The organism is Geobacillus sp. 46C-IIa, from assembly GCF_014679505.1.
Taxonomy (GTDB): domain Bacteria; phylum Bacillota; class Bacilli; order Bacillales; family Anoxybacillaceae; genus Geobacillus.
In genome coordinates this window covers 1,511,881-1,533,189 of sequence record NZ_CP061474.1, presented here as the reverse complement: position 1 = coordinate 1,533,189, position 21,309 = coordinate 1,511,881, and the positions used below count along the sequence as shown (strand labels likewise).

General features: G+C 50.5%; 14 protein-coding genes. All 14 read right to left on the bottom strand.

Annotated features, from left to right (window positions below; translation table 11 throughout):
- Positions 1–97: 97 nt before the first annotated feature.
- The 14 genes from IC803_RS07635 to IC803_RS07570 all read right to left on the bottom strand — a co-directional run bounded on the left by IC803_RS07635 (position 98) and on the right by IC803_RS07570 (position 21,308).
- On the bottom strand, positions 98–1,309 hold the full coding sequence (locus tag IC803_RS07635) for a nitrate/nitrite transporter (RefSeq protein WP_081208684.1): 1,212 nt from the start codon (positions 1,307–1,309) through the stop codon (positions 98–100).
- A 191-nt stretch (positions 1,310–1,500) separates the two neighbouring features.
- Entirely contained in the window at positions 1,501–3,642 is a 2,142-nt protein-coding gene (locus IC803_RS07630; protein ID WP_190304282.1) for an assimilatory nitrate reductase catalytic subunit NasC, read from the bottom strand.
- 17 nt (positions 3,643–3,659) lie between these two features.
- Positions 3,660–3,965 (bottom strand): nitrite reductase small subunit NirD, encoded by a 306-nt coding sequence (nirD, locus tag IC803_RS07625; protein ID WP_081208688.1) that lies wholly within the window; start codon positions 3,963–3,965, stop codon positions 3,660–3,662.
- Positions 3,966–4,160: 195 nt separating this feature from the next.
- Complete coding sequence (gene nirB / locus IC803_RS07620; protein ID WP_081208690.1) at positions 4,161–6,587, bottom strand: nitrite reductase large subunit NirB; 2,427 nt, start codon at positions 6,585–6,587, stop codon at positions 4,161–4,163.
- Between the two features lie 454 nt (positions 6,588–7,041).
- Positions 7,042–7,443 carry an acyl-CoA thioesterase gene (locus tag IC803_RS07615; protein WP_081208903.1) on the bottom strand — a complete coding sequence of 134 codons (402 nt, stop codon included), beginning with the start codon at positions 7,441–7,443 and terminating at the stop codon, positions 7,042–7,044.
- A gap of 175 nt (positions 7,444–7,618) precedes the next feature.
- Positions 7,619–8,806: an iron-containing alcohol dehydrogenase gene (locus tag IC803_RS07610; RefSeq protein ID WP_081208692.1), complete on the bottom strand. Its 1,188-nt coding sequence runs from the start codon at positions 8,804–8,806 to the stop codon at positions 7,619–7,621.
- Positions 8,807–8,909: 103 nt separating this feature from the next.
- On the bottom strand, positions 8,910–9,944 hold the full coding sequence (locus IC803_RS07605; protein ID WP_081208694.1) for a nitronate monooxygenase: 1,035 nt from the start codon (positions 9,942–9,944) through the stop codon (positions 8,910–8,912).
- A 519-nt stretch (positions 9,945–10,463) separates the two neighbouring features.
- Positions 10,464–11,963, bottom strand: a complete 1,500-nt coding sequence (gene xylB / locus IC803_RS07600; RefSeq protein ID WP_081208696.1) for a xylulokinase — start codon at positions 11,961–11,963, stop codon at positions 10,464–10,466.
- 13 nt (positions 11,964–11,976) lie between these two features.
- Entirely contained in the window at positions 11,977–13,314 is a 1,338-nt protein-coding gene (xylA, locus tag IC803_RS07595) for a xylose isomerase (protein ID WP_081208698.1), read from the bottom strand.
- 109 nt (positions 13,315–13,423) lie between these two features.
- On the bottom strand, positions 13,424–15,031 hold the full coding sequence (locus IC803_RS07590; protein ID WP_081208700.1) for a glycoside hydrolase family 43 protein: 1,608 nt from the start codon (positions 15,029–15,031) through the stop codon (positions 13,424–13,426).
- A gap of 332 nt (positions 15,032–15,363) precedes the next feature.
- The gene (locus IC803_RS07585; RefSeq protein WP_081208905.1) at positions 15,364–16,242 is read right to left on the bottom strand and encodes a carbohydrate ABC transporter permease; all 879 of its coding nucleotides are present in this window, start codon (positions 16,240–16,242) and stop codon (positions 15,364–15,366) included.
- An 80-nt stretch (positions 16,243–16,322) separates the two neighbouring features.
- The gene (locus tag IC803_RS07580; RefSeq protein ID WP_081208702.1) at positions 16,323–17,303 is read right to left on the bottom strand and encodes an ABC transporter permease; all 981 of its coding nucleotides are present in this window, start codon (positions 17,301–17,303) and stop codon (positions 16,323–16,325) included.
- Positions 17,304–17,386: 83 nt separating this feature from the next.
- Positions 17,387–19,099 carry an ABC transporter substrate-binding protein gene (locus tag IC803_RS07575; RefSeq protein ID WP_143421080.1) on the bottom strand — a complete coding sequence of 571 codons (1,713 nt, stop codon included), beginning with the start codon at positions 19,097–19,099 and terminating at the stop codon, positions 17,387–17,389.
- Between the two features lie 505 nt (positions 19,100–19,604).
- The gene (locus tag IC803_RS07570; RefSeq protein WP_081208705.1) at positions 19,605–21,308 is read right to left on the bottom strand and encodes a cache domain-containing sensor histidine kinase; all 1,704 of its coding nucleotides are present in this window, start codon (positions 21,306–21,308) and stop codon (positions 19,605–19,607) included.
- Between the last annotated feature and the right edge of the window lies 1 nt (position 21,309).

Genomic DNA, 21,309 nt, shown 5'->3' with positions numbered 1-21,309 from the left:
ACCACTATATACACAAACTTTATTCTTGTTCCACACTATATATTGTCTCTACCTTGAAGACAGACGACCTTTTGGGTCATCCCCCTTCTTTTTTCTCTCATCCGGATTGTTCGTTCGCTTTTTGCGGGAGACAGACGGCTGCCGTTGCCCGCATGTGCAGACGACGGGCCAACACGATCGCCGCACCAAGCGCAAAGGCAAGCATCCAAAACCCGTAAGTATACGAATTCGTCCATTGCTTCATCAGCCCGAGCACGTTCGGCAGCAAAAATCCGCCCAGCCCGCCGGCCGCGCCAACGATGCCGGTCAACAGTCCGATCTCTTTCGGAAATACAGTCGGAATAACTTGAAACAAAGCACCGTTGGCCGCCCCAAAGCAAAGAAACAGAGCAATCATCAGCCCGAACATCGCAGCAAGCGGCGGGAGCGTGCTGATAGCAACAAGCAAAGCCGCACCAGCGGCAAACAAAAGGACTAGGAGCTTCATCCCGCCGATCCGGTCGGCCAAGTAGCCGCCAAACGGGCGGACGAAACTGCCGGCGAAGACGACCGCCGTGACAAAGTCGCCGGCTCTGACTTTGCTGACGCCGTATTCATCAAAGAAGAAAATGCCGAGATAGCTCGTTAACCCGACAAATCCTCCAAACGATAAACTGTAAAAAAAGCAAAACGCCCATGATTCTTTCCGGCGAAGCACCGCTTTATACTCCCTTATAGCAATCGGTTTGACTGCTGTCGGGCAGTCACGCGCCAGCCAAGCGAACAGGAAGAAGACGACTGCAAGCGGCAGCAGCGCCCAGCCAAACACCGCATTCCAGCCGTACACTTCGGCGAGCCGCGGGCCAAACAACGTCGCCAGCACCGTCCCGCTGTTGCCCGCCCCAGCGATCCCCATGACCAATCCTTGATATTCTTTCGGGTACCAACGGCTCGCCAGCGGCAAGGCGACAGCAAAACTGGCGCCACCTACCCCCAATAAAAAACCGAGCGCATACACATCAGCCATCCGATCCGCAAACTGCCACCCCCATACGAGTGGAACAGCTGTTATGACCATGCCGAGCAGACCAGCCCGCTTTCCACCCCAACGGTCAGCGAGCATTCCCATCGGAATGCGCAACAGCGCCCCGCCCAGCACGGGAATGGCGACCATCAACCCTTTTTCCGCGGGCGTGAGCGCAAACTGCTCGGCGGCGAACGCGCCAAGCGCACCAAGCAAATTCCAGATCATAAAGCTGATATCGAAATAAAGAAACGACGACAACAGCGTCGGAGCATGCCCCGCCCGCCAAAACGGCTTCATCTTCATCTTTTTTCGTTCCTCCTTGTCATGGGAGTTCCACTATGGTAAAATCCGTATTGAAAACGATTTCTCCACCTACTCTCCGCCGTATGCGTCGGAGAGTTTTTTTGTCACAAACGCCTACGCGACGTTCTTCTGTCTTTTGTGTCGTCTGATGCCAAAAATGGCCGCTCACTTCCTTTCTCGCTCCCTTTTAGCTAGTTTCTCCCCAAATCGACGATCGGCCGCACCCGGGCCGCGCACCGTTTAAACGCAGGCATCCAACAATAAGGGTCAAGTTCATCGGCCGTTACGTTGTTAATTTGCTGCAAACCGCTCCAATGGAACGGAACAAAAATCGTATCCGCGCGCACTTGGTCGTTATAGCGGCTGCGGACAACCGCCGTGCCGCGCCGCGTTTCAATGCGCACAAGCATCCCCGGGCCGATCCGGTACCGCTTCGCCGTCTCAGGATGAATGTCCATTATTGCCTCCGGCTGCCGGGCCGCCAGCGCCGGGCTGCGCCGCGTCTGCGTTCCGCTTAAGTAATGAGCGAGCACCCGACCGGTCGTTAAATAAAGCGGATATAATTCATCCGTCTCCTCTTTTTCCACTCCAGATGGGAAAACAGCAAACCGCGCCTTTCCATCCGAGTGGGCGAATCGATCCGTGAATAACCTTGGAGTGCCGGGGTGCGACACTTCTGGACACGGCCAGTAAACACGTTCGCGCCGCAGCCGCTCATACGTCACTCCGTAATAATCCGCCTTGCCGCCGCGACTGGCGAGCCGAAGTTCGTTAAAAATGTCTTCAGCCGAGGCGAAGGAGAAGTACTGGCCTTTGCCAAGCTTGTGAGCGAGTGCGCATAAAATTTCCCAATCATGCTTCACTTCCCCAGGCCGTTTCCGCGCTGCCGGCCGCCAGCATACCCGCCCTTCGACATTCGTCACTGTCCCTTCATCTTCCAAATACGATGAAACAGGCAACACAAGATCGGCCAGCTCGGCCGTTTCTGACAAAAACAAGTCAGCGACCACAAGAAACTTCAGTTTTTGCAGCGCCTCGGCGACAAATGTGGCGTTCGGACTCGAGACAACCGGGTTCGACCCCATGACAAACAGCCCGGTAATCTCGCCCGCATCGATTTTTTTCATCATTTCATACGCCGACACCCCTTTTCGCGGCAGCTCATCCGGCGAAACGCCCCATACGCTCGCGATATATTGGCGATGTTGTGGATGTTCAATGCTCCGGTAGCCAGGCAGTTGGTCGGCTTTTTGCCCATGCTCGCGTCCACCTTGCCCATTCCCTTGCCCGGTGATGGAGCCAAACCCTGAACCAGGGCGGCCGATTTTCCCTGTAGCCAACACAACATTAATCCAACTTCTTACAGCCACATACCCGTCGGCCTGCTGTTCAAGGCCACGGGCGGTGAACACGATCGCTTCGGCCGCTTCCCCGTACTTCCTTGCCGCTAAGCGGATTTTCTCGGCCGGTACATCGGTCACGCGGGCGACCTCGTCAATATCTACTGTTGCGATATGCTGGTTCCATTCGGCAAACCCGGCTGTCCGTTCGCGCACGAACGTTTCATTGACATATCCTTCCTCAAGGAGCACTTTTGCCAATCCGTCGGCCAACGCCGCATCGGTTCCTGGTTTGATCCGCAGATGCAAGTCAGCCAACTCCGCTGTCCTCGTTTCCCGCGGATCCACGACAATCATAAAGGCGCCGTTTTTCTTCGCCTCGTAAAAATATGGCATCAATGTCGGTTGGCATTCGGCGATATTGGTCCCAACCAAAATGATCGTCTGAGCCAGCGGAATATCGGACAGCGGGTTTGTCAACCCCCGATCAAGCCCAAACGCATCGTTCATCGCCGCGGCAGCCGCCGACATACAAAAGCGGCCGTTGTAGTCAATATGCCTCGTCCCGAGTGCCACGCGGGCGAATTTCCCAAGCAAATATGCCTCTTCATTCGTCAGTGACCCACCGCCGTAGACGGCAAATGCATCCGCCCCGTCTTCGTTTTGAATGGAAACGATTCGCTCTGCGATCATGGCAAGTGCCTCGTCCCAGCTCACCCGCACAAACCGGCCGTTCACCTTGGCAAGCGGAAACAGAAGCCGCTCCGGGTGGAGAGCATGCTGATGGGCGTGCATCCCTTTTAGGCAAAGGCGGCCGTGCGATGTTGGGTTATCGGTCGGGATCGCCTTGTAGCGGCGCCGTTCCACAATCTGTTCTTCAACAAGCTGAAGCGTGCATTGGACGCTGCAAAACGGGCATTGCGTAGCCGCGGCCGTTTCCGATGCTCTCTCTTTTTCCTTCGCCCGAAAATAGCGCAACAACTCATTCGTCATCAACACTCACCCATTTCCTATAACTCGACATACAAGTGGCCATCCTCGACGGTCACGCGGTACGTTTTGACACATCCTTCATCCGGCGCCTGCGCTTGGCCGTCTTTTAAGCAAATTTTCCAATCGTGAAGCGGGCAAAACACGAACTCTCCGCTGACGATGCCTTGTGACAAGTCGCCCCCTTTATGCGGACAGCGGTTTTCAACCGCATACACCCGGTCTTCACCCGTACGGAATAGAGCAAGTTCAAGCGCTCCGATGCGCACACATTTTCCAAGCCGTTTTGGCAGCTGATCCATTCGTCCAATTTCTACTTTTGCCATCGTTTCTTCCTCCTCAAAATAACGTTGATGTATCACCAAAAATGGACAGGGCCGACAACCGTTTTTCGCCGCCAACCGCCGCATCGGCTTTATGATCTCACACGGCCTAGATATTGGCGGCGAAACTTTCCCGTCTAGCCCCGCCTTTTCCTGCCGTTTAACATCCGGCCAAACCCCACTCATCAACCAACGTCTTTATTCCACCGGAACCGGTTCTTTCTTCGCAATGTCACGGAACAACGTTTGTTGAAGCTTCTCGCTTTCGACGATTTCCCGCCACGGATCTTTCGTCGTTGCCAGAGCTTGGTGAAGCCGCTCGAGCAGCCCGCGGCGCGTTTCAACATCAAACAGCACCTCGCGGATATGCTCAAGCCCGACGCGCTCAACCCATTTCGACGTCCGCTCTAAATAGTGGGCCGACTCGCGGTAATATTGCAAAAAAGCACCGGTCATCTCAATTACTTCTTCTTCCGTCTTGACCGTGCAAAGCAGATCCGCCGCGCGCAAATGGGTGCCGCCGTTGCCGCCGACGTAAATTTCCCAGCCGCCCTCAACGCCGACGATCCCGACGTCTTTAATGCCGGATTCTGCACAGTTGCGCGGGCAGGCGGAAACAGCCATTTTCACTTTGTGCGGCGTTTTTAACCGTTCAAACGTTTGCTCCATCCGAATGCCGAGCCCGGTCGAGTCTTGTGTGCCGAAGCGGCAGAACTGCTTGCCGACGCACGTTTTCACCGTCCGCAGCGCCTTGGCGTAGGCATAGCCCGACGGCATGCCGAGCTCGGCCCAAACGTGCGGCAAATCTTCTTTTTTCACTCCGAGCAAATCAATGCGCTGCCCGCCTGTCAATTTGATCATCGGCACGTTGTACTTTTCAGCGACGTCTGCGATTTTCCGCAGCTGTTCGGCTGTCGTCACCCCGCCGTACATGCGCGGCACGACAGAGTACGTGCCATCCGCCTGAATGTTGGCATGCAGCCGTTCGTTGACAAACAGTGATTCCGCTTCTTCGTCGTACTCACCCGGATAAAGCATACCAAGGTAATAGTTGAGCGCCGGTCGACACTTCGAACAACCTTCCTCGTTTTTCCATCCCAGCACGTACATCACTTCTCTCACGGTCGTCAGCCGCTTCTCCTTGATCGCTTCGATCACTTCATCACGGCTTAAGTCCGTGCAGCTGCATACCGTTTCTTTCGTCGCATACCGGCTTGCTTCTGCGCCAAGCATATACTCGAGCAACTCGGCGACAAGCCCTTTGCAGCCGCCGCACGAACGGGAAGCGTTCGTGCAGTCGCGCACCTCAGCAACCGTTTTTAATCCGTGTTCGGCGATCGCCTGACAAATCGCTCCTTTCGTTACCCCGTTGCAGCCGCAAACGACATCAGTGTCAGCCATCGCCCCCACAAGGCTTCCTTTTCCTTCCGTCGAAATCGGCGCAAATAACGAAAGCGAGAGCGACTCGAGCGAATCGCCGCGGTGAATCATATCGAACAATTTTCTTCCTTCGCTCGTATCGCCAAACAGCACCGCACCGACGATTTTCCCTTCGCGGACGACGACTTTTTTATACATGCCGCGCGCTTCATCGTACAGTTTGATCGACTCCGTTCCTTCGCCATCCATAAACTCACCAGCCGAGAACACATCGACGCCCGACACTTTGAGCTGAGTCGAAACGACAGACCCTTCGTACGGCCGCCCTTTCCGGCCGCAAATCACTTGTGCCAGCACTTTCCCTTGTTCATAAAGCGGAGCGACCAACCCATAGACGACACCGCGATGTTCGGCACACTCGCCAACCGCGTAAATGTGCGGCACGCTCGTTTCTAAATAGTCGTTAACGACGATCCCCCGATTTACCGCGATTCCGCTTTTCCGCGCTAAATCAACGTTTGGACGGATGCCGACCGCCATGACGACTAAGTCAGCAGCGATTTCAGTTCCGTCTTTGAACCGCACCCCTTCGACACGGCCGTTGCCGAACAGTTCAGCCGTCTCTTTGCAAAGCAAAAAATTCATTCCTTGTTTCTCGAGTTCCCGTTGCAGCAGCTTCGAAGCAGTCGGATCAAGCTGCCGCTCCATTAAATAATCGAAAATGTGGATGACATCGACTTCCATCCCTAAGTTGAGCAGCCCGCGCGCCGCTTCCAGCCCAAGCAAACCGCCGCCGATGACCGCCGCTTTTTTATACGTTTTCGCATATTCGATCATCCGCTCGCAATCTTTAATATCGCGAAACGCCGTGACCCCTGGCAAATCCGCCCCCGGTATCGGCAAAATAAACGGGTTTGAGCCGGTCGCCAAAATCAATTCATCATATTCGACCGTCCGCCCGCGGTCAGTCCGAACGAGCCGTCGCTCATGATCAATGTCCGTCACCGTTTCGCCAGCAAACAGCCGAATGCCGTTTTGCTTGTACCATTCCCAACTGTTGAGCGTAATCTCCTCAATGGACGTATTTCCTTGCAGCACCGTAGACAATAAAATCCGGTTGTAGTTCGGATGCGGCTCACTGCCGAAGATGGTCATTTCAAACGCCTCGCGGTCCAATTTTAAAATCTCCTCAACGCAGCGAACCCCTGCCATGCCGTTGCCGACCATCACTAATTTCCGTTTCATGTTCTCATCCCTCCGTCTTCATTGATGTGTCAAGCTAACCAGCCGCTAACTGCGCAGCCATAACCGAATCGTCATCACCAGCAACGTCCATATTCCAACTTCTCTCGTTTGCGAAATCATCGCCGCTCCCCCTTTGCCTTTATTTGTTATGCCCATGATATCACGTGAAAACGAGAGATACACCTAAATTGTCAAATAATATAACATGTTTTTAACATTAAAAATGAATGATCGAGCGATAAAACCGAGAAATATACGGATGTAACGCGATTGTCTTCTATGCCTCAAGTGAATTTATGTTACTTTTTATTACACAAGTTTTGCACAAAAAAACAGTCTCCAGCTCAGCGGCTGAAGACCGTTTCACGCTGAAAATGGCTCATAGGGAGATCGCCGGTGGATCGTGAGCCACTTGTCAACTTGCCCCTGCAAGTTGCCTCCTTTCGTATGGTTGCTACTCACCCGTCTGCCAGAGATGTGCATGCAGTTGCGCTCGAATATCATCGGGAATCGACTCAGGCCGCCCGGTGTCAAAATTGAAATTGACATACACCGCCCGCCCTTTGGCGCAAACCACCCCATTTTGGTGGATTTCTTCATAAATCGTAAGACTCGTATTGCCGATGCGTTCAATGCCGGTGTACACCGTCACATCCTGTCCGTAATACATTTGGTTGACATAGTCGACTTCCATGCGGATGATTACCATCCGCCAGCGCCGAAACGACAAATCCGGCGTAAACAGTTTGAAAATTTCATGCCGTCCCGCTTCAAACCAGACTGGAACGGTGGTGTTATTAATATGGCCGACGCCGTCCGTTTCCGACACGCGCGGCGTAATCACTGTTGTAAACATCGCCTGCCATCTCCCTTCACCGTTTCTTTCCATTTGATTCGCGCTCCGCCGCGGGGATTCCTGCCTGAGAGAACGTTGTTTTGGCGGATCATGCAGAGCGAAGGCTGGAATGTGGAAGTCATATATCATCCCAACAACAAACAGGCGCCGTTTGCAGCGCCTGTTTCCCAACGGTTTACGCCTTGTCCGGCTCGACGATCGTCCCGGCAAACGCGGCCTCGTAAATCGCGCGGATGTCGGCTTCCAACAGCGGAAGCGGGCTGCGGGCGAGCAGCCGTTTCTGTTGGACGGCATCTTTCGTCAAGCTTTCTAGCGCGCTTTCCGGGATGCCAAATCCGCCCAGCGTCTTCGGAATGCCAACGTCGGCGACAAGCTGTTCCAATTCCTCGACGCACCGATACGACGCTTCCACTTCCGACAAAAAGCTCGAGTTGCCGCCGAGTGCGTTTAAAATATCAGCCATTCGTTTCGTGCAGCTTTGACGGATGTAACCCATCACATACGGCAAGAGCACGGCGTTCGATTCGCCATGGGCGATATGAAACTGCCCGCCGAGCGGATACGCGAGCGCATGCACGCCAGCCACCCCGGCGTTGAAAAACGCCAAACCGGCCAGGTAACTGCCGTTCGCCATATCCGTGCGCGCCTGTTTGTCCGTTCCATTTTCCACCGCTTTGCGCAATGAGCGAGAAATGAGGCGCATGGCCGCGATCGCCAACCCATCCGATGTCGGGCTCGCGTTGACCGACACGTACGCTTCAACCGCATGGGTAAGCGCATCAATGCCCGTCGCCGCCGTCACCCGTGGCGGGACGGAAACCGTCAGTTGCGGGTCGACGATCGCCACATCCGCCAACAAATAGTCATGCGTCACGACGTCTTTCGTCGTTTCTAAGGACAATACGGAGATGTTCGTCACCTCCGACCCGGTGCCTGATGTCGTCGGAATCAAAATTTTCGGCAGCCCTTTTTTCTCGAGCGCCCGCGTTCCTGTCAAGTTTAGGTAGTCAGCGACCGAACCTTCATGCCCCGCCAAAACGGCCGCCAATTTCGCCAAATCCAACGCGCTGCCGCCACCGACACCGATGACAAGATCGAACTCCCCATCGCGGGCAAACGCTACCGCCTTCTCCCCCGTCTCAAGCGGCGGCTCGGGCACAACGTCCGTATATACGTGCACGCTGTACCCTTCTTGCCGGAGCGGAGACGTCAATTGCTCGACCAGGCCGATTTTCGCCAATGTCGGATCCGTGATGACTAAAATATGTTTCGCTCCCAACCGCTTCACTTCCGGAACCAAATGCTTAAGCGCCCCCCAGCCGACATGGCTGAGCGGCGGAAAAACAATGCGAGCTGCGGTCATGGTTCTCCCCATCCTTTCTATTCGTTGATCAAACAGCGCCATTTAGAAACTCGCTCAAAACGACGCGCCCCGCTTTTTCCATCAGACAAATGCAGGGGCTAATTTAGCGGCCCTGCACCTCCTCCAGCTCCCGCTTCAGCTCCTCGACAAGCTCCGCTGCCGGAAGTTCCCGCGCCATCCGGTATCCTTCTCCAGCCCAAAGCGACATCCCTTCCGGATCGCCCGCCTTAGCGGCGGCAGCGCGGAGCGGCTTCGTCATATGGTGCACTTGCGGATACGCCGCCGGCGCTAGATCGCTATATTCGGCCATAAAGCGGTTCGCCAGCCCGCGCGCCGGCCGGCCGGTAAACGCCCTCGTCACGGCCGTTTCGGTAAACCGCGGATCGGCAAACGCCTGTTTATGGAGCGGATGCGCCCCGCTTTCCGGGCAGCGCAAAAACACCGTCCCGAGCTGCACCGCGCTCGCCCCCGCTTTGAGCGCCGCCGCGATGCCGCGCCCGTCCATGATCCCGCCCGCCGCCACAAGCGGAAGCCGAACCGCCGCGCGCACGTCGGCCAGCAGCGGGAACAACGCGATGGCCTCATCCTGTTCCGGATCGTTGCGAAACGACGCGCGATGCCCGCCCGCTTCCGCCCCTTGCACACAAAGGGCGTCCGCGCCGGCTTCAGATGCAATGTGGGCCTCTTCCACCGATGTCACCGTCACGATCACAAACGCCCCAGCTTTCTGCAAGGCCGCAATCACCGCTTTGTCCGGGCAGCCAAACGTAAAGCTCGCGACCGACACCTGCTCCTGAAGCAGCACATCCAGTTTCGCTTGCCAATCATCGTCATCCCATTTCGGCTCGCCGACCGCCGCCCCAAGCCGCTCGGCCTCGGCATCCAGCACAGCGCGGTAGTGTTCGAGCGCCTTTTCATCCACCGTTTTATCCCCCGGCACAAACACATTCACCCCAAACGGACGGTCGGTTAATGTTCGCAGCTTGTGAATTTCTGTCCTCATCGCTTCCGCCGTCTTGTACCCGCCGGCCAAAAACCCGAGCCCCCCGGCGTTGGACACTGCCGCGGCCAGTTCAGGCGTTGACACGCCGCCTGCCATCGGCGCTTGGATGATGGGGACGGGAAGTGTAGAAAACATGGCTGATCTCCCCTCTCATATCCGTAACTGCCGTATCTTCGTTGACTTCCCTTTACTCTTTCGCGCTCGGCGCAGGGAATTCCTGCCTCTTAGTGAATCAATATGTCTAGAAGGCCGGTGAAAAACGGCTGTCACAAGCAAATCAGCGGCATTTCGCCAAAAAAGAAGGCTGATTTCGCAATGTTTTTCTAATTGAGAAACAGCTGGAACTAGCAGTATTTTGTACGAAATCACCAGCCTCCTAGAAGGCCGGTGAAAAACCTTCACTTTCCCATCAAACCGTGACTGTGGAAAGAAGCAAAGATCAGGTTTTGTGCGGCTTATCGATTTGAGAAAATGCATTCCCTCATCAATCACTATCCTTCTAGTTGTCATCCAAGTCAAAGAAACAGGAATGTTTAGGTTTCTCTCTCACCTTTCCCTTCTCCTTTCGACAAGCCTAGCGGGTCATCTTGCCTGATTGCCTGAACAAACAAAAAAACTCCCCAAACCGCCAATAGGTTCGGGGAAGTTTTGCCGTCACGAGCGAAACGCCTTTAATTTTTTCGATATCTCCTTTGTCTGAGGGTAAACAGCGCGGTAAATGGCGAACAGCTCTTTGTATTTCGCCACCGCATCCGGCCGCGGTTCAACGATGGATTCGACTTGTTTGAACGCATCCGTGCACTGCTTGAGCGAACCGAACCAGCCGACGCCGCAGGCGGCGATCATCGCAGCGCCCAGCCCCGGACCTTGTTCATTTTTCAGCTTTTCCACCGGGATGCCGAAAATATCCGCTTGGATTTGCAGCCACTCGGCGCTTTTCGCCCCGCCGCCGATCGAAACGATCGAGTCAATCGTTTTGCCGCTCGCTTTGATGATCTCAACCGATTCGTTCAGCGAAAACGTAATGCCTTCCATGACCGCGCGGGCGAAATCCCATTTCGTCTGCGCCGAATCAATGCCGACAAACGACCCGCGAATATCGGCGTCGGCATAAGGCGTCCGCTCGCCGACCAAATATGGCGTAAACAACAAGCCGTTGGCGCCAATCGGCGACTCAGCAGCACGCTTGACGATCTCGGCAAACGGCACATTCTCGGCGAACGTCCGCTTCCACCAGTCAAAGCTGTAGCCCGCCGCCAGCGTCACCCCCATCATATAGTAGGCGTTCGGCTCGGCATGGTTGAAGTAGTGCACTTTTCCAGCGAAATCTTTTCCCCCGCTTTGCTCATACGCCAAGACGACGCCGGATGTGCCGATGCTTGACATCATCTTCCCTTCTGCCAAAATGCCGGCGCCCACTGCGCCGCAAGCGTTGTCCGCCCCGCCGGCGAACACGTTCACCGATGCCGGCAGCCCGGTCTGTTCCGCCACCTCCGGACGCAGCGTCCCAACCCATGCCGTCGCCTCGACAAGCGGCGGGCAAAGCGAAAGGTCGACATCAACCGCCCGGGCAATCTCCTCGCTCCATGTTTTCTTTTCGATATCGAGCAACAGCGTCCCCGCCGCATCGGATACATCCATCGCGATCTGCCCGGTCAAACGGAAACGGACATAGTCTTTGGGCAATAAAAACGTCCGCGCCCGCTCATACAGCTCGGGTTCATGGTTTTTCACCCACAACAGTTTTGGCAGCGTAAACCCTTCGAGCGCCTCGTTTTTCGCCGCCGCAAGCAGCGTCTCTCGACCGACTTTCTCCTCAATTTCCCGGCACTCGGCTGTCGTTCTTGTGTCATTCCATAAAATCGCGTTGCGCACGACGTTCCCATCACCATCAAGCAGCACAAGCCCGTGCATTTGTCCGGAAAAACTCAAGCCCACAATCGACTCTGGGGAAATGCCCGCGGTCTCCCAAACGCGGCGCAGCGCCGTAATCGTCTTCTCCACCCAATCATCCGGGCGCTGCTCACTATAGCCGGAATGCGGTTGGTAGAGGGGGTAGGGCTCGGTCCATTCCCCTCTGACTTGCCCATTGCGGTCGACAAGCAACACTTTCACCGCACTTGTTCCTAAATCGACGCCAATGACATATTCCACGCTCATCCCTCTTTCACGAACGAGATACACTCGGCACGCTGACTTCCAACAAATATTGATTCAGCAGCGTTTTCAAGCGTTCGAGACGGCCGGACGTATTGCGAATCTCGCCAAGCTGCAGCGCGTATTGCTCCAGCCTGTGGAAATCCGCCGTTCCTTCGACAATTTCGCGGCCGATGCCTTCTGTATAGCTTTTGTACCGTTCTTCGATGAATTGTTCAAACACGCGGTCTTCCAGCAAGCGATGGGCGACTTTCAAGCCGATCGCAAAGCTGTCCATCCCCGCGATATGAGCGTAGAACAAGTCTTCCGGTTCGAACGAGCCTCTCCGCACTTTCGCATCAAAGTTCAAGCCGCCGCGCCCAAGGCCGCCGTTTTGCAAAATTTCATACATCGCCAACGTCGTCGTATACAAATCGGTCGGGAATTCATCTGTATCCCAGCCAAGCAACATATCGCCTTGGTTCGCATCGACCGAACCGAGCATACCGTGGATGCGGGCGACGCGCAGCTCATGTTCAAACGTATGGCCAGCCAACGTCGCATGGTTCGCTTCGATGTTGAATTTGAAATCATCCTTGAGCCCGTACGTTTGCAAGAATGCCAGCGCCGTGGCCACATCAAAATCGTATTGATGCTTCGTCGGCTCTTTCGGCTTCGGCTCGATCAAAAACTGGCCGTCAAAACCGATTTCTTTCGCATAGTCGACTGCCATACGCAAGAAGCGGGCCAAATTGTCAAGCTCTAGCTTCATGTCCGTGTTCAAGAGCGTCTCGTATCCTTCCCGTCCACCCCAGAACACGTAGTTTTCCGCTCCGAGCCGTTTGGCGATCTCCAGCCCTTTTTTCACTTTCGCCGCCGCATAGGCGAACACGTCAGCGTTGCACGATGTCGCCGCCCCGTGAACGAAGCGCGGGTGGCTGAACAAGTTCGCCGTATTCCACAGCAGCTTCGTTTTGCTTGTTTTCATGTATTCTTCAATCATATCAACAATTTCATCTAGGTTTTTATACGTCTCGCTGAGCGTTTCCCCTTCCGGCGCGATGTCGACGTCATGGAAGCAGAAAAATGGAACGTTCAGCTTTTCAAACAGTTCAAACGCCGCCTCGACGCGCGCCTTTGCTAGATCCATGCCGCTATATTTGTCCCATGGGCGAATCATATTGCCGACGCCAAACGGATCCGATCCATCCCCCGTAAACGTATGCCAATACGCCACCGAAAAACGCAAATGTTCTTCCATCGTTTTATCGCCGACTTTTTCTTCTGGATTATAAAACTTAAACGCGAACGGATTGCGCGACTCCGGACCTTCATACGCAATCTTGCCGATATTCGGAAAATAAGCCATGTTTAAAATCCCCCTTCATCATGAATCAAATTCAATCAGTGAAAATGACTTGCTTCGGTTTTATTATAACGCTTTCATATTCGTTTGTCTATTATATAAACAAAGTGTTCTATAATTCTTTGTACAAAAAGTAGTCAAAATCCGCGTAGTTGTTTTGTCCTGAACCGTCCCGGCAATGCATGCCGACAAACGCCCCAGTAAACGCAGCGCGGCTTTTGATATAGTCGTCTGATAGTTTATAGGATTCAAAGGTGACGGGAATCTCCTTCCAATCCACCCCGTCGAAAGAGTACGCATATTTGTACGTGATCGTTTGTACATTCACCCGCAAATACACATACTCCACATCATCAGGGACGACAATTTCTTGGCCGCGCAACGGCTGATCAACAACAAGATGGTCGCACACCATTAACTCGAGGATCCGTCCTTTTTCCTCATGCCATGTCAATTGCAACGTTGTCCAGTTTTGCGTATTATAGTAGTTCACGAGCCCAGCCGATTGTTGGAAAGTCGTCGGACGAAACGCGACTTTCGTTTCCGCAACAAAGGTAAAATGCTGCCATCGTCTAGCGACAAACGCCTGTGTGAACCGGGAAGTAAGCGATTCTCTGCCGTATAGCCGCAAATGTCCCGGACGAGCTTTTAAGGTGGCGATGTCTTGCCCTAGAGGAATTCGTAATGTTTGAAAATGGTGGTTTAATGTATCGCCATCAAAATCATCTTTTTCATCGTAATCTCTTTCCCATGGAACTTCCTCAACGCTCGGCCCATCGATTTCTAACGAAGGCCCGTTTCCTCCAACTACATAAGGCCACCCGTCTTTCCATTCAAGCCGCTGAATCGCTGTTTCACGTCCGAGCGGGCAATAGCCGCGGTGTTCAAGCAGCGGCTGTCCTTCCCTTGGCAACGGACGCCCGGTTAAGTGCACGAGAAACCATTCATCCGTATGAGTATGGACAATCGAAGCATGACCAGCCTTTTGCAACGGGTTGTGCGGATAAGGCCAAGACGTAAGCAACGGATTGTCCGGATGCACCTCATATGGCCCATAGAGAGAGGTTGACCGGGCAATTGTTGCCGCATGGTTGTACCGCGTCCCTCCTTCTGCCGTCAACAAATAATAATACCCATTGATTTTATACAAATGAGGCCCTTCTGTAATTCGTAGATCCGTTCCTTTGAAAATGATCCTCGGCTCACCAATCAATTTTTTCTGTTCCACACTGTATTCTTGAAGTACAATGCCATAGAACGGGTGGTGGCCGACCCGATGATCCCAATACATGTTCACCAAGTATTTTTTTCCATCCTCATCGTGAAAGAGAGACGGGTCAAACCCAGAGCTATTTAAATAAATCGGCTCCGACCATTCGCCATCGATCGTATCACACGTCGCGAGATAGTTATGACCATCTTTCCACTGTCCTTCAACGACTTTCACATCCGTATAAATAAGCCAAAATTTCCCGTCGCTATACGACAAGTGCGGAGCCCAAATCCCTCCAGAATCTGGATTTCCCATCATATTCAATTGGCTTAACCGGTTTAACGGACGCGCTACTAAACGCCAATTTTTTAAATCTTTCGAATGGTAAATTCTCACACCCGGGAACCATTCGAACGTCGAAACGGCAATGTAATAGTCATCGCCCACCCGGCAAATGGACGGGTCGGGATGAAAGCCGGTTAAAATGGGGTTTTTGATTTTCAACACTTTCTCTCTCCTTTCTTTCCCTGCCATTTCTACTTTCAATGAGAGAACCTTGTACCGCTTTCCGCTTGTGAAAATCACATGTCTGGGAGCAGTTATTTTCAGCTTAGACGAAGGATCGATGTTTTGGCGAATCCCATCGCTCAGCGAACCAGAGCTGTTTTCCCTAGCCTTCTAGGAGGCCGGTGATTTAAGAGTAAATACTGCTGTCCAACATTGTTTCTCCAATTGCAAAACCTTGTAAGGCCATCCGTTTATTCCTTGTGATTTCCGACAAGTCGAGCGAATCTGTTGTTTTTCATCTCCCTTCTAGCGGAAACATTAACTGATTTGATTTATTCCCCCTTTACTCCTCCCAGTGTCAATCCTTTAATAAAGTATTTTTGCAAAAACGGATAGACAAGGATGATCGGAACACTGGCGATAATGGTCATTGTTGCCCGAATGGATGATGGAGTAACAGTGTTGGCATCCGCATGAGCATTCGCAAATGCATCAGCCGCTGTTTTTCCAGACATCGTTGCATTCGTGTTTTGCAAAATCTTCATTAATTCATATTGCAAGGTGCTTAAATTGGGGTTTGAAGAATTATAGAGAAAAACATCAAACCAAGAGTTCCATTGATACACAGCCACAAACAAGGAAACTGTGGCCAATACAGGCAAGGAAAGGGGCAATACAATCTGAAGAAATATCCGAAATTCCCCTGCTCCATCAATCCGTGCCGATTCGATCAGACTGTTCGGCAAGCCTTCAATAAACGAACGAATCACAATCAAATTAAAGACCCCAATAATGCCTGGAATAATATATACCCAAAACGTCCCGATTAGATGGAGATCCCTCATCAGCAAATAAGTAGGAATTAACCCTCCATTAAAATACATGGTCAAGATAAAAACAATCGTGACAAACTTACGAAAAACAAATTCCGGCCGGCTGATGACATAAGCCACCATCGCTGTACAGAAAACAGAGATGGCCGTGCCTAAAACGGTCCTTAAAACCGAAATAAGCAACGCATTAAGTAGCGTATTCTCCTTTAACACATATTCGTAGTTGTAAAGGGTAAACTCCCGAGGCCAAAGATAAATCCCCCCACGAATCGCGTCATTGGCATCGTTTAGGGAAATGGCCAACGTATTCAACATCGGATAAAGCATAACGACACAAAGAATGAGCATCAGACTATAGTTGCAAAAATCAAAAAACATATCTCCCCATGACGCATAACGTATCCTCCATCTTTTCACTATCTGCTTCAATCTCCTTTCCCCCTAACGAAATCGCCTTCTTAAAACAATCTAGCCTGTCCCAAACGTTTAGCAATATAATTTGCGCTAAACAGAAAGATAAAACTGACAACGGTTTTAAAAATCCCAGCAGCGGTAGCCAAAGCAAAATTCCCCATAGCGATACCATACTTCAGCACAAAGATGTCAAGGTTTTCTGAATAATCGAGGTTCATCGGATTCCCTAACAAATATTGGGGCTCAAACCCGGTCTCCAAAATATTCCCTAAATTCATAATCAACAAAATGACAATCGTAGGCTTTAAAGAAGGAAGTGTAATATAAAAAATGCGTTGCAAGCGAGAAGCCCCGTCGATTTCTGCCGCCTCATACTGTTCTGGATCAATCATGGCGATCGCCGCTAAATAAATAATTGTGTTCCACCCTAGGTTTTTCCACACTTCTGAGACGCCGATGATTCCCCAGAAATACTCCCCAACCCCTAGCCACAGAATCGGTTCGTCAATAACATTCAGTTTTTGCAAAACAATGTTGACAATGCCATTTTCCAATGACAAAGCGTAGGAAATGATGCTTGCCGCAACGACCCACGATAAAAAGTGCGGCATATAGCTAATCGTTTGAACAATTCGCTTAAATTTTCCATTGCGCAACTCATTTAATAAAATCGCTAACGTAATAGCCGTCACAAATCCCAGAACGAGGTTTATGATGCTCATCGCTAACGTATTTCGCAATACTCGAAAAAAAGCCTCATCTTGAAAAAGAAAACGAAAGTGCTTCCATCCGACCCATTCCTGTTCACTGAACGGCAAGCCGGGGCGATAATCTTGGAAAGCAATGGTCCACCCCCACAACGGCAAATATTTAAAAATAAATAACCAAATTAAAAACGGAAAACTCATAAAAATCAAGGTTTTTTGCTGGACTATTTTTTTCCAGATGCTTTTCGGTTTAGATAAGTTGGATTCCACTGCAACGGGAGCCGTTGTGACGGTTTTTATATGCTTTTCGATCTCCACTTTTCCTTCCTCCCTTTCAGAAAAGAAGGGCACGGCCAACTATATATTTACAGCCGACCGGCCCAGACTGATCCGCTTTTCTCTCATTTCTTACTTTGTTCAACTTTCATTTTTACATATTTTGTAATTTCATCTTCAAATGCTTTAATATCCAATTTATTGTATTCCTTCACATATTCCTTCCAGTTTTTATCGAACTTACTTGGCGGATCAAGCACCAATTTCGGGAAATACTTTCTCTGTAAATCCTGTTTCTTTTGCTGATAAATTTGAGCCGGGGAACCTTGTTTGATGGGCGCACTCCACGCCGGATACCAAGGCCGCTCATCAGGTTTGGCAAATAAATCAGAAAATACTTTTGCCCCATAGGCCGCTAAGATTTGCTTATCTCCTTCTGTATAGCTGGCTTGGGCAACTTCCGGCTGCCGGCGAGGCTCCCACGCATTCCCATCCGAGAACAGCCCGTTGCCGCGCGGCCAATACCACTCAAAATACGAGAATCCAAACTGTTCACGGAACTGTTCATCGGACGTCTTCTTGATCTGCTCTGGCGTTCGATAGAAACGCCCTTTCTCATCCACTTCATAAGTTTCCCCTTTAATTCCCCATGTCATCAACTTCTGATTTTCTTCTTTAGCCATATTATCGAAGTATTTGATGATGCGAACAGGATCTTTGGCGCTGACTGTAATCCCGATACCGCGATTCGATGCGAAAGACGGCGGATCAATATATTGATCCTTAATATTTTTGTCAAAAACGATTGGCAATGGCATGTAACGCAAGTCATCATTTCCTGCTTGCAGCAGTGAGTTTAGTGCTTGGTTGACTTGCCATCCGTAATCAAAAAATCCTAACACACGACCAGAAGCGATTTTTGCCAAGTATTCGTCATAATTTGCAACAAACGCTTCCTTATCGAATAACCCAGCTGCATTGATCTCATTCAGCTTTTTCAACCACCGTTTCGTATATTCCCCATTTCCATATACCTTGGCCTCATGGGTCTTCATGTCGACAATGACTTCGCCGTCATTCGGATATCCAGCCAAATGAGCAGGAGGGTTAGAAATGACGAAAAACCGCCAGTCGTAAGTTAAAGCAGTAAATCCAATCGTTGGTTTCCCATCTGTTTCCGGATGCTTCTCCTTATACTTGGCAATCAAGTCAAAGTATTCATCCAACGTTTTAATCTTTGGATAGCCAGATTCTTTAAGCACCCGTCTTTGAATCCAAAACGCCCCTTGATCAATGTCAGGATTAGGAATATATCCGTGATTGACTCCAAATGGCAGGAAATAAATGTTGCCGTCTTTCGCCTTTAATTGTTCCAAATAAGGACCATATAATTTCTTCAAGTTAGGAGCGTGCTTATCAATCAGATCATTCAGAGGAATAAATGCCTTAGCATCAAGGACTTTGTCAATTGCAATATCGGGAACCAATACGTCCGGATATTGCCCGCTAGCAATCATAGTACCAATTTTCGTGTTAATATCCCCCACTAAAAATTCCATTTTGACGTTAACACCGGTTTGCTCTTCAAATATTTTTCCGATTTTGGTTTGATTGGCTTCGATGTTCTTTTTTGATGTTCCTGCGTTAAAATACGTAAAGGTAAATGGCTTCTTATCATCAGCTGCTGAGGGATTTCCCTTATTGTCCACACTTGCGCTTTCTTTACAGCCTGCTAATGCTACGATCATCATCAGGCAAAGAAAGACGATTCCCCAGGTTTTTTTTCGCGCTGTTCTCACTCCTCTCCCCCCTTTAATCATCAGTTGCCCATTGCACATCATCTCGCCCCCTTCCTTGTAATCGCTTCCATTGTAACATCGCTATTCTTTTTTCTTAACCTAACAAACTTAAGGCGATATTTAAAAAAGTTAAGATATGGAACGATGGCAGTTGTAATCAACAAGTTCCGATCTCCCCTGTCCCATCGTTGTCACCTAGCAGCTGTGGTGGTGACAAGAAGGGCAAACAATGAATTCCTGGCAAATCTAAACGCTGCCATACTTCCCTGAAAAGGCTGGTGAACAATAGCAAGCCCCTCACTCACGTCGGATGATATGAGACGAGCAGCCGATGCCAAAACGGCGAAGCAACTTGCTCCTTTCATCACCGTCTTTCTAAAGATCCATCCTCTGGGCCTTGAACCCTCAGGGGCAGTTCGTTGCCAAAGACGGCAAAGAGCCGCTTTCGAACGAGCATGACAGATGGACACGGTTCTTTAACAGGATAAATTTTCTAGTGTCCCTCATATGAACAAAAAAGTGCCCCGTTTTGTTTTCGAGACACCTACTTCACGTAGTTGCTTGACGAAGCCCGCTCGATCGGGAGAGAGAGAAAAACAACGAATCCGCGGTCATTGTACATTTGGAACTTAAAATGCTCACCGTAATACATTTTAAGGCGATAGTAGACGTTTCTAACTCCTACATGCTCAGTAATCTCCTCCTCTTCGTTGAGAGAACGCCAGAGCTGCAACAACTGCTGCTCACTCATGCCCGGACCGTTATCGCGAATCGTAAACGTTAACCATGGTCCTTCTGCACGCACTTGTATATCAATGTTTCCTTGTCCTGCTTTGGACTCCACCCCATGTTTACATGCATTTTCAACAAACGGGAGGATGATCATATTCGGAATCGCATGTTCTAGGACAGACTCATCGATGTCGATCTTATACTGAAGCTTATCCCCAAATCGATAGCGCTGGATGGAAAGTAGCCGGAAAACAATATCCATTTCCTCCCTTACTTTTACCCAGTCACTTCCCCATGAAATGGATTTCCGCAAAATTCTTGCCATATGTTCGATCATCTCAGCAGTTTCATCTTCATGTTTCATGAGGCTTCTCATTCGAATCGTTTCGAGCACATTGAAAAGGAAATGAGGATTCATTTGACTTTGCAAGGCATTTAATTGAGCCTGCTTTTTTTGCAGTTCCATTTCTTTCTTTTGGATGTTAGCTATATAAACATCTTGAATGAGCCGCTTGATCGTTAATGACATACGGTTAAACGTCTTAGCTAATTGCCCGATTTCATCATCATAAAGTTCTGAATGGATCGTTTCAAATTTCCCCCTCTCCAGCTTTTTCATGTAAGTCAAAATATTGACGACTCTTGCGTGCAATGGTTTAGAGACAAGAAAAAGAATGATGGTAGGAACAACGAAATTCACAAAAGCGATCGAAAAGATAAAAGCCATGAAATAACGAGTGTTGTTCACCAGCTTTTCCTTGGAAACGACGCCAACAATGCTCCATCCATGAAGGTAATGGGCTTTTTTATAACGGTGGGATATAACTATGCGTCCTTTCTCGGCACGGTCAGGCGGCTTCCTCTCTTTATGAACATTGTTTTGCCCGCGAGTCGAATATTGAATGTTTCCTTGACGATCAACAATATAAATCTCTCCAGGAAACGCCCTGTTGCGAAGCAGATGATCGATAGCCATCGGTTCTAATTCGATTCGAACCATCCTGTCTGTCTTATTATAAAAGGAGAAATAATCCAACTTTCGGACAATACTAAGCGAACGCCCCGTGCGAACTAGGACAGGAAATGAACGTATGTCCCTGTACCAGCCGGCCTGTTGGAGCTGAGGAGTAATGGGCTGAACGGAACCGGAAAAGATAATAGTCGAATTGTCGGTAAAAAAAACGATGGAACGAATGAAAGGATGCATATAACGATACTTGTTAAATTCAGGAAATACATCATGATAATGCTGGACGTATTCCGCATCCGAAGTATACTGTCGATCGAGCATTTCGTTAATTCGGCTGTCCGTATATAACAAAGAGGAAATTCCAACAACTTGATCGATTCCTTGCTCGAAATCTTTTTTCAATTGTTCTATTACTAATGAAGCGTCGTGCAATTTCTGTGTTCTTACTTGATTCGTAACCACATAATAAAACAATCCGTTCGTGATGGTAGTCGGAATCAACACAGCAAACAAATAGAGAAAAGTCAATTTATTTTTCAACCCCATA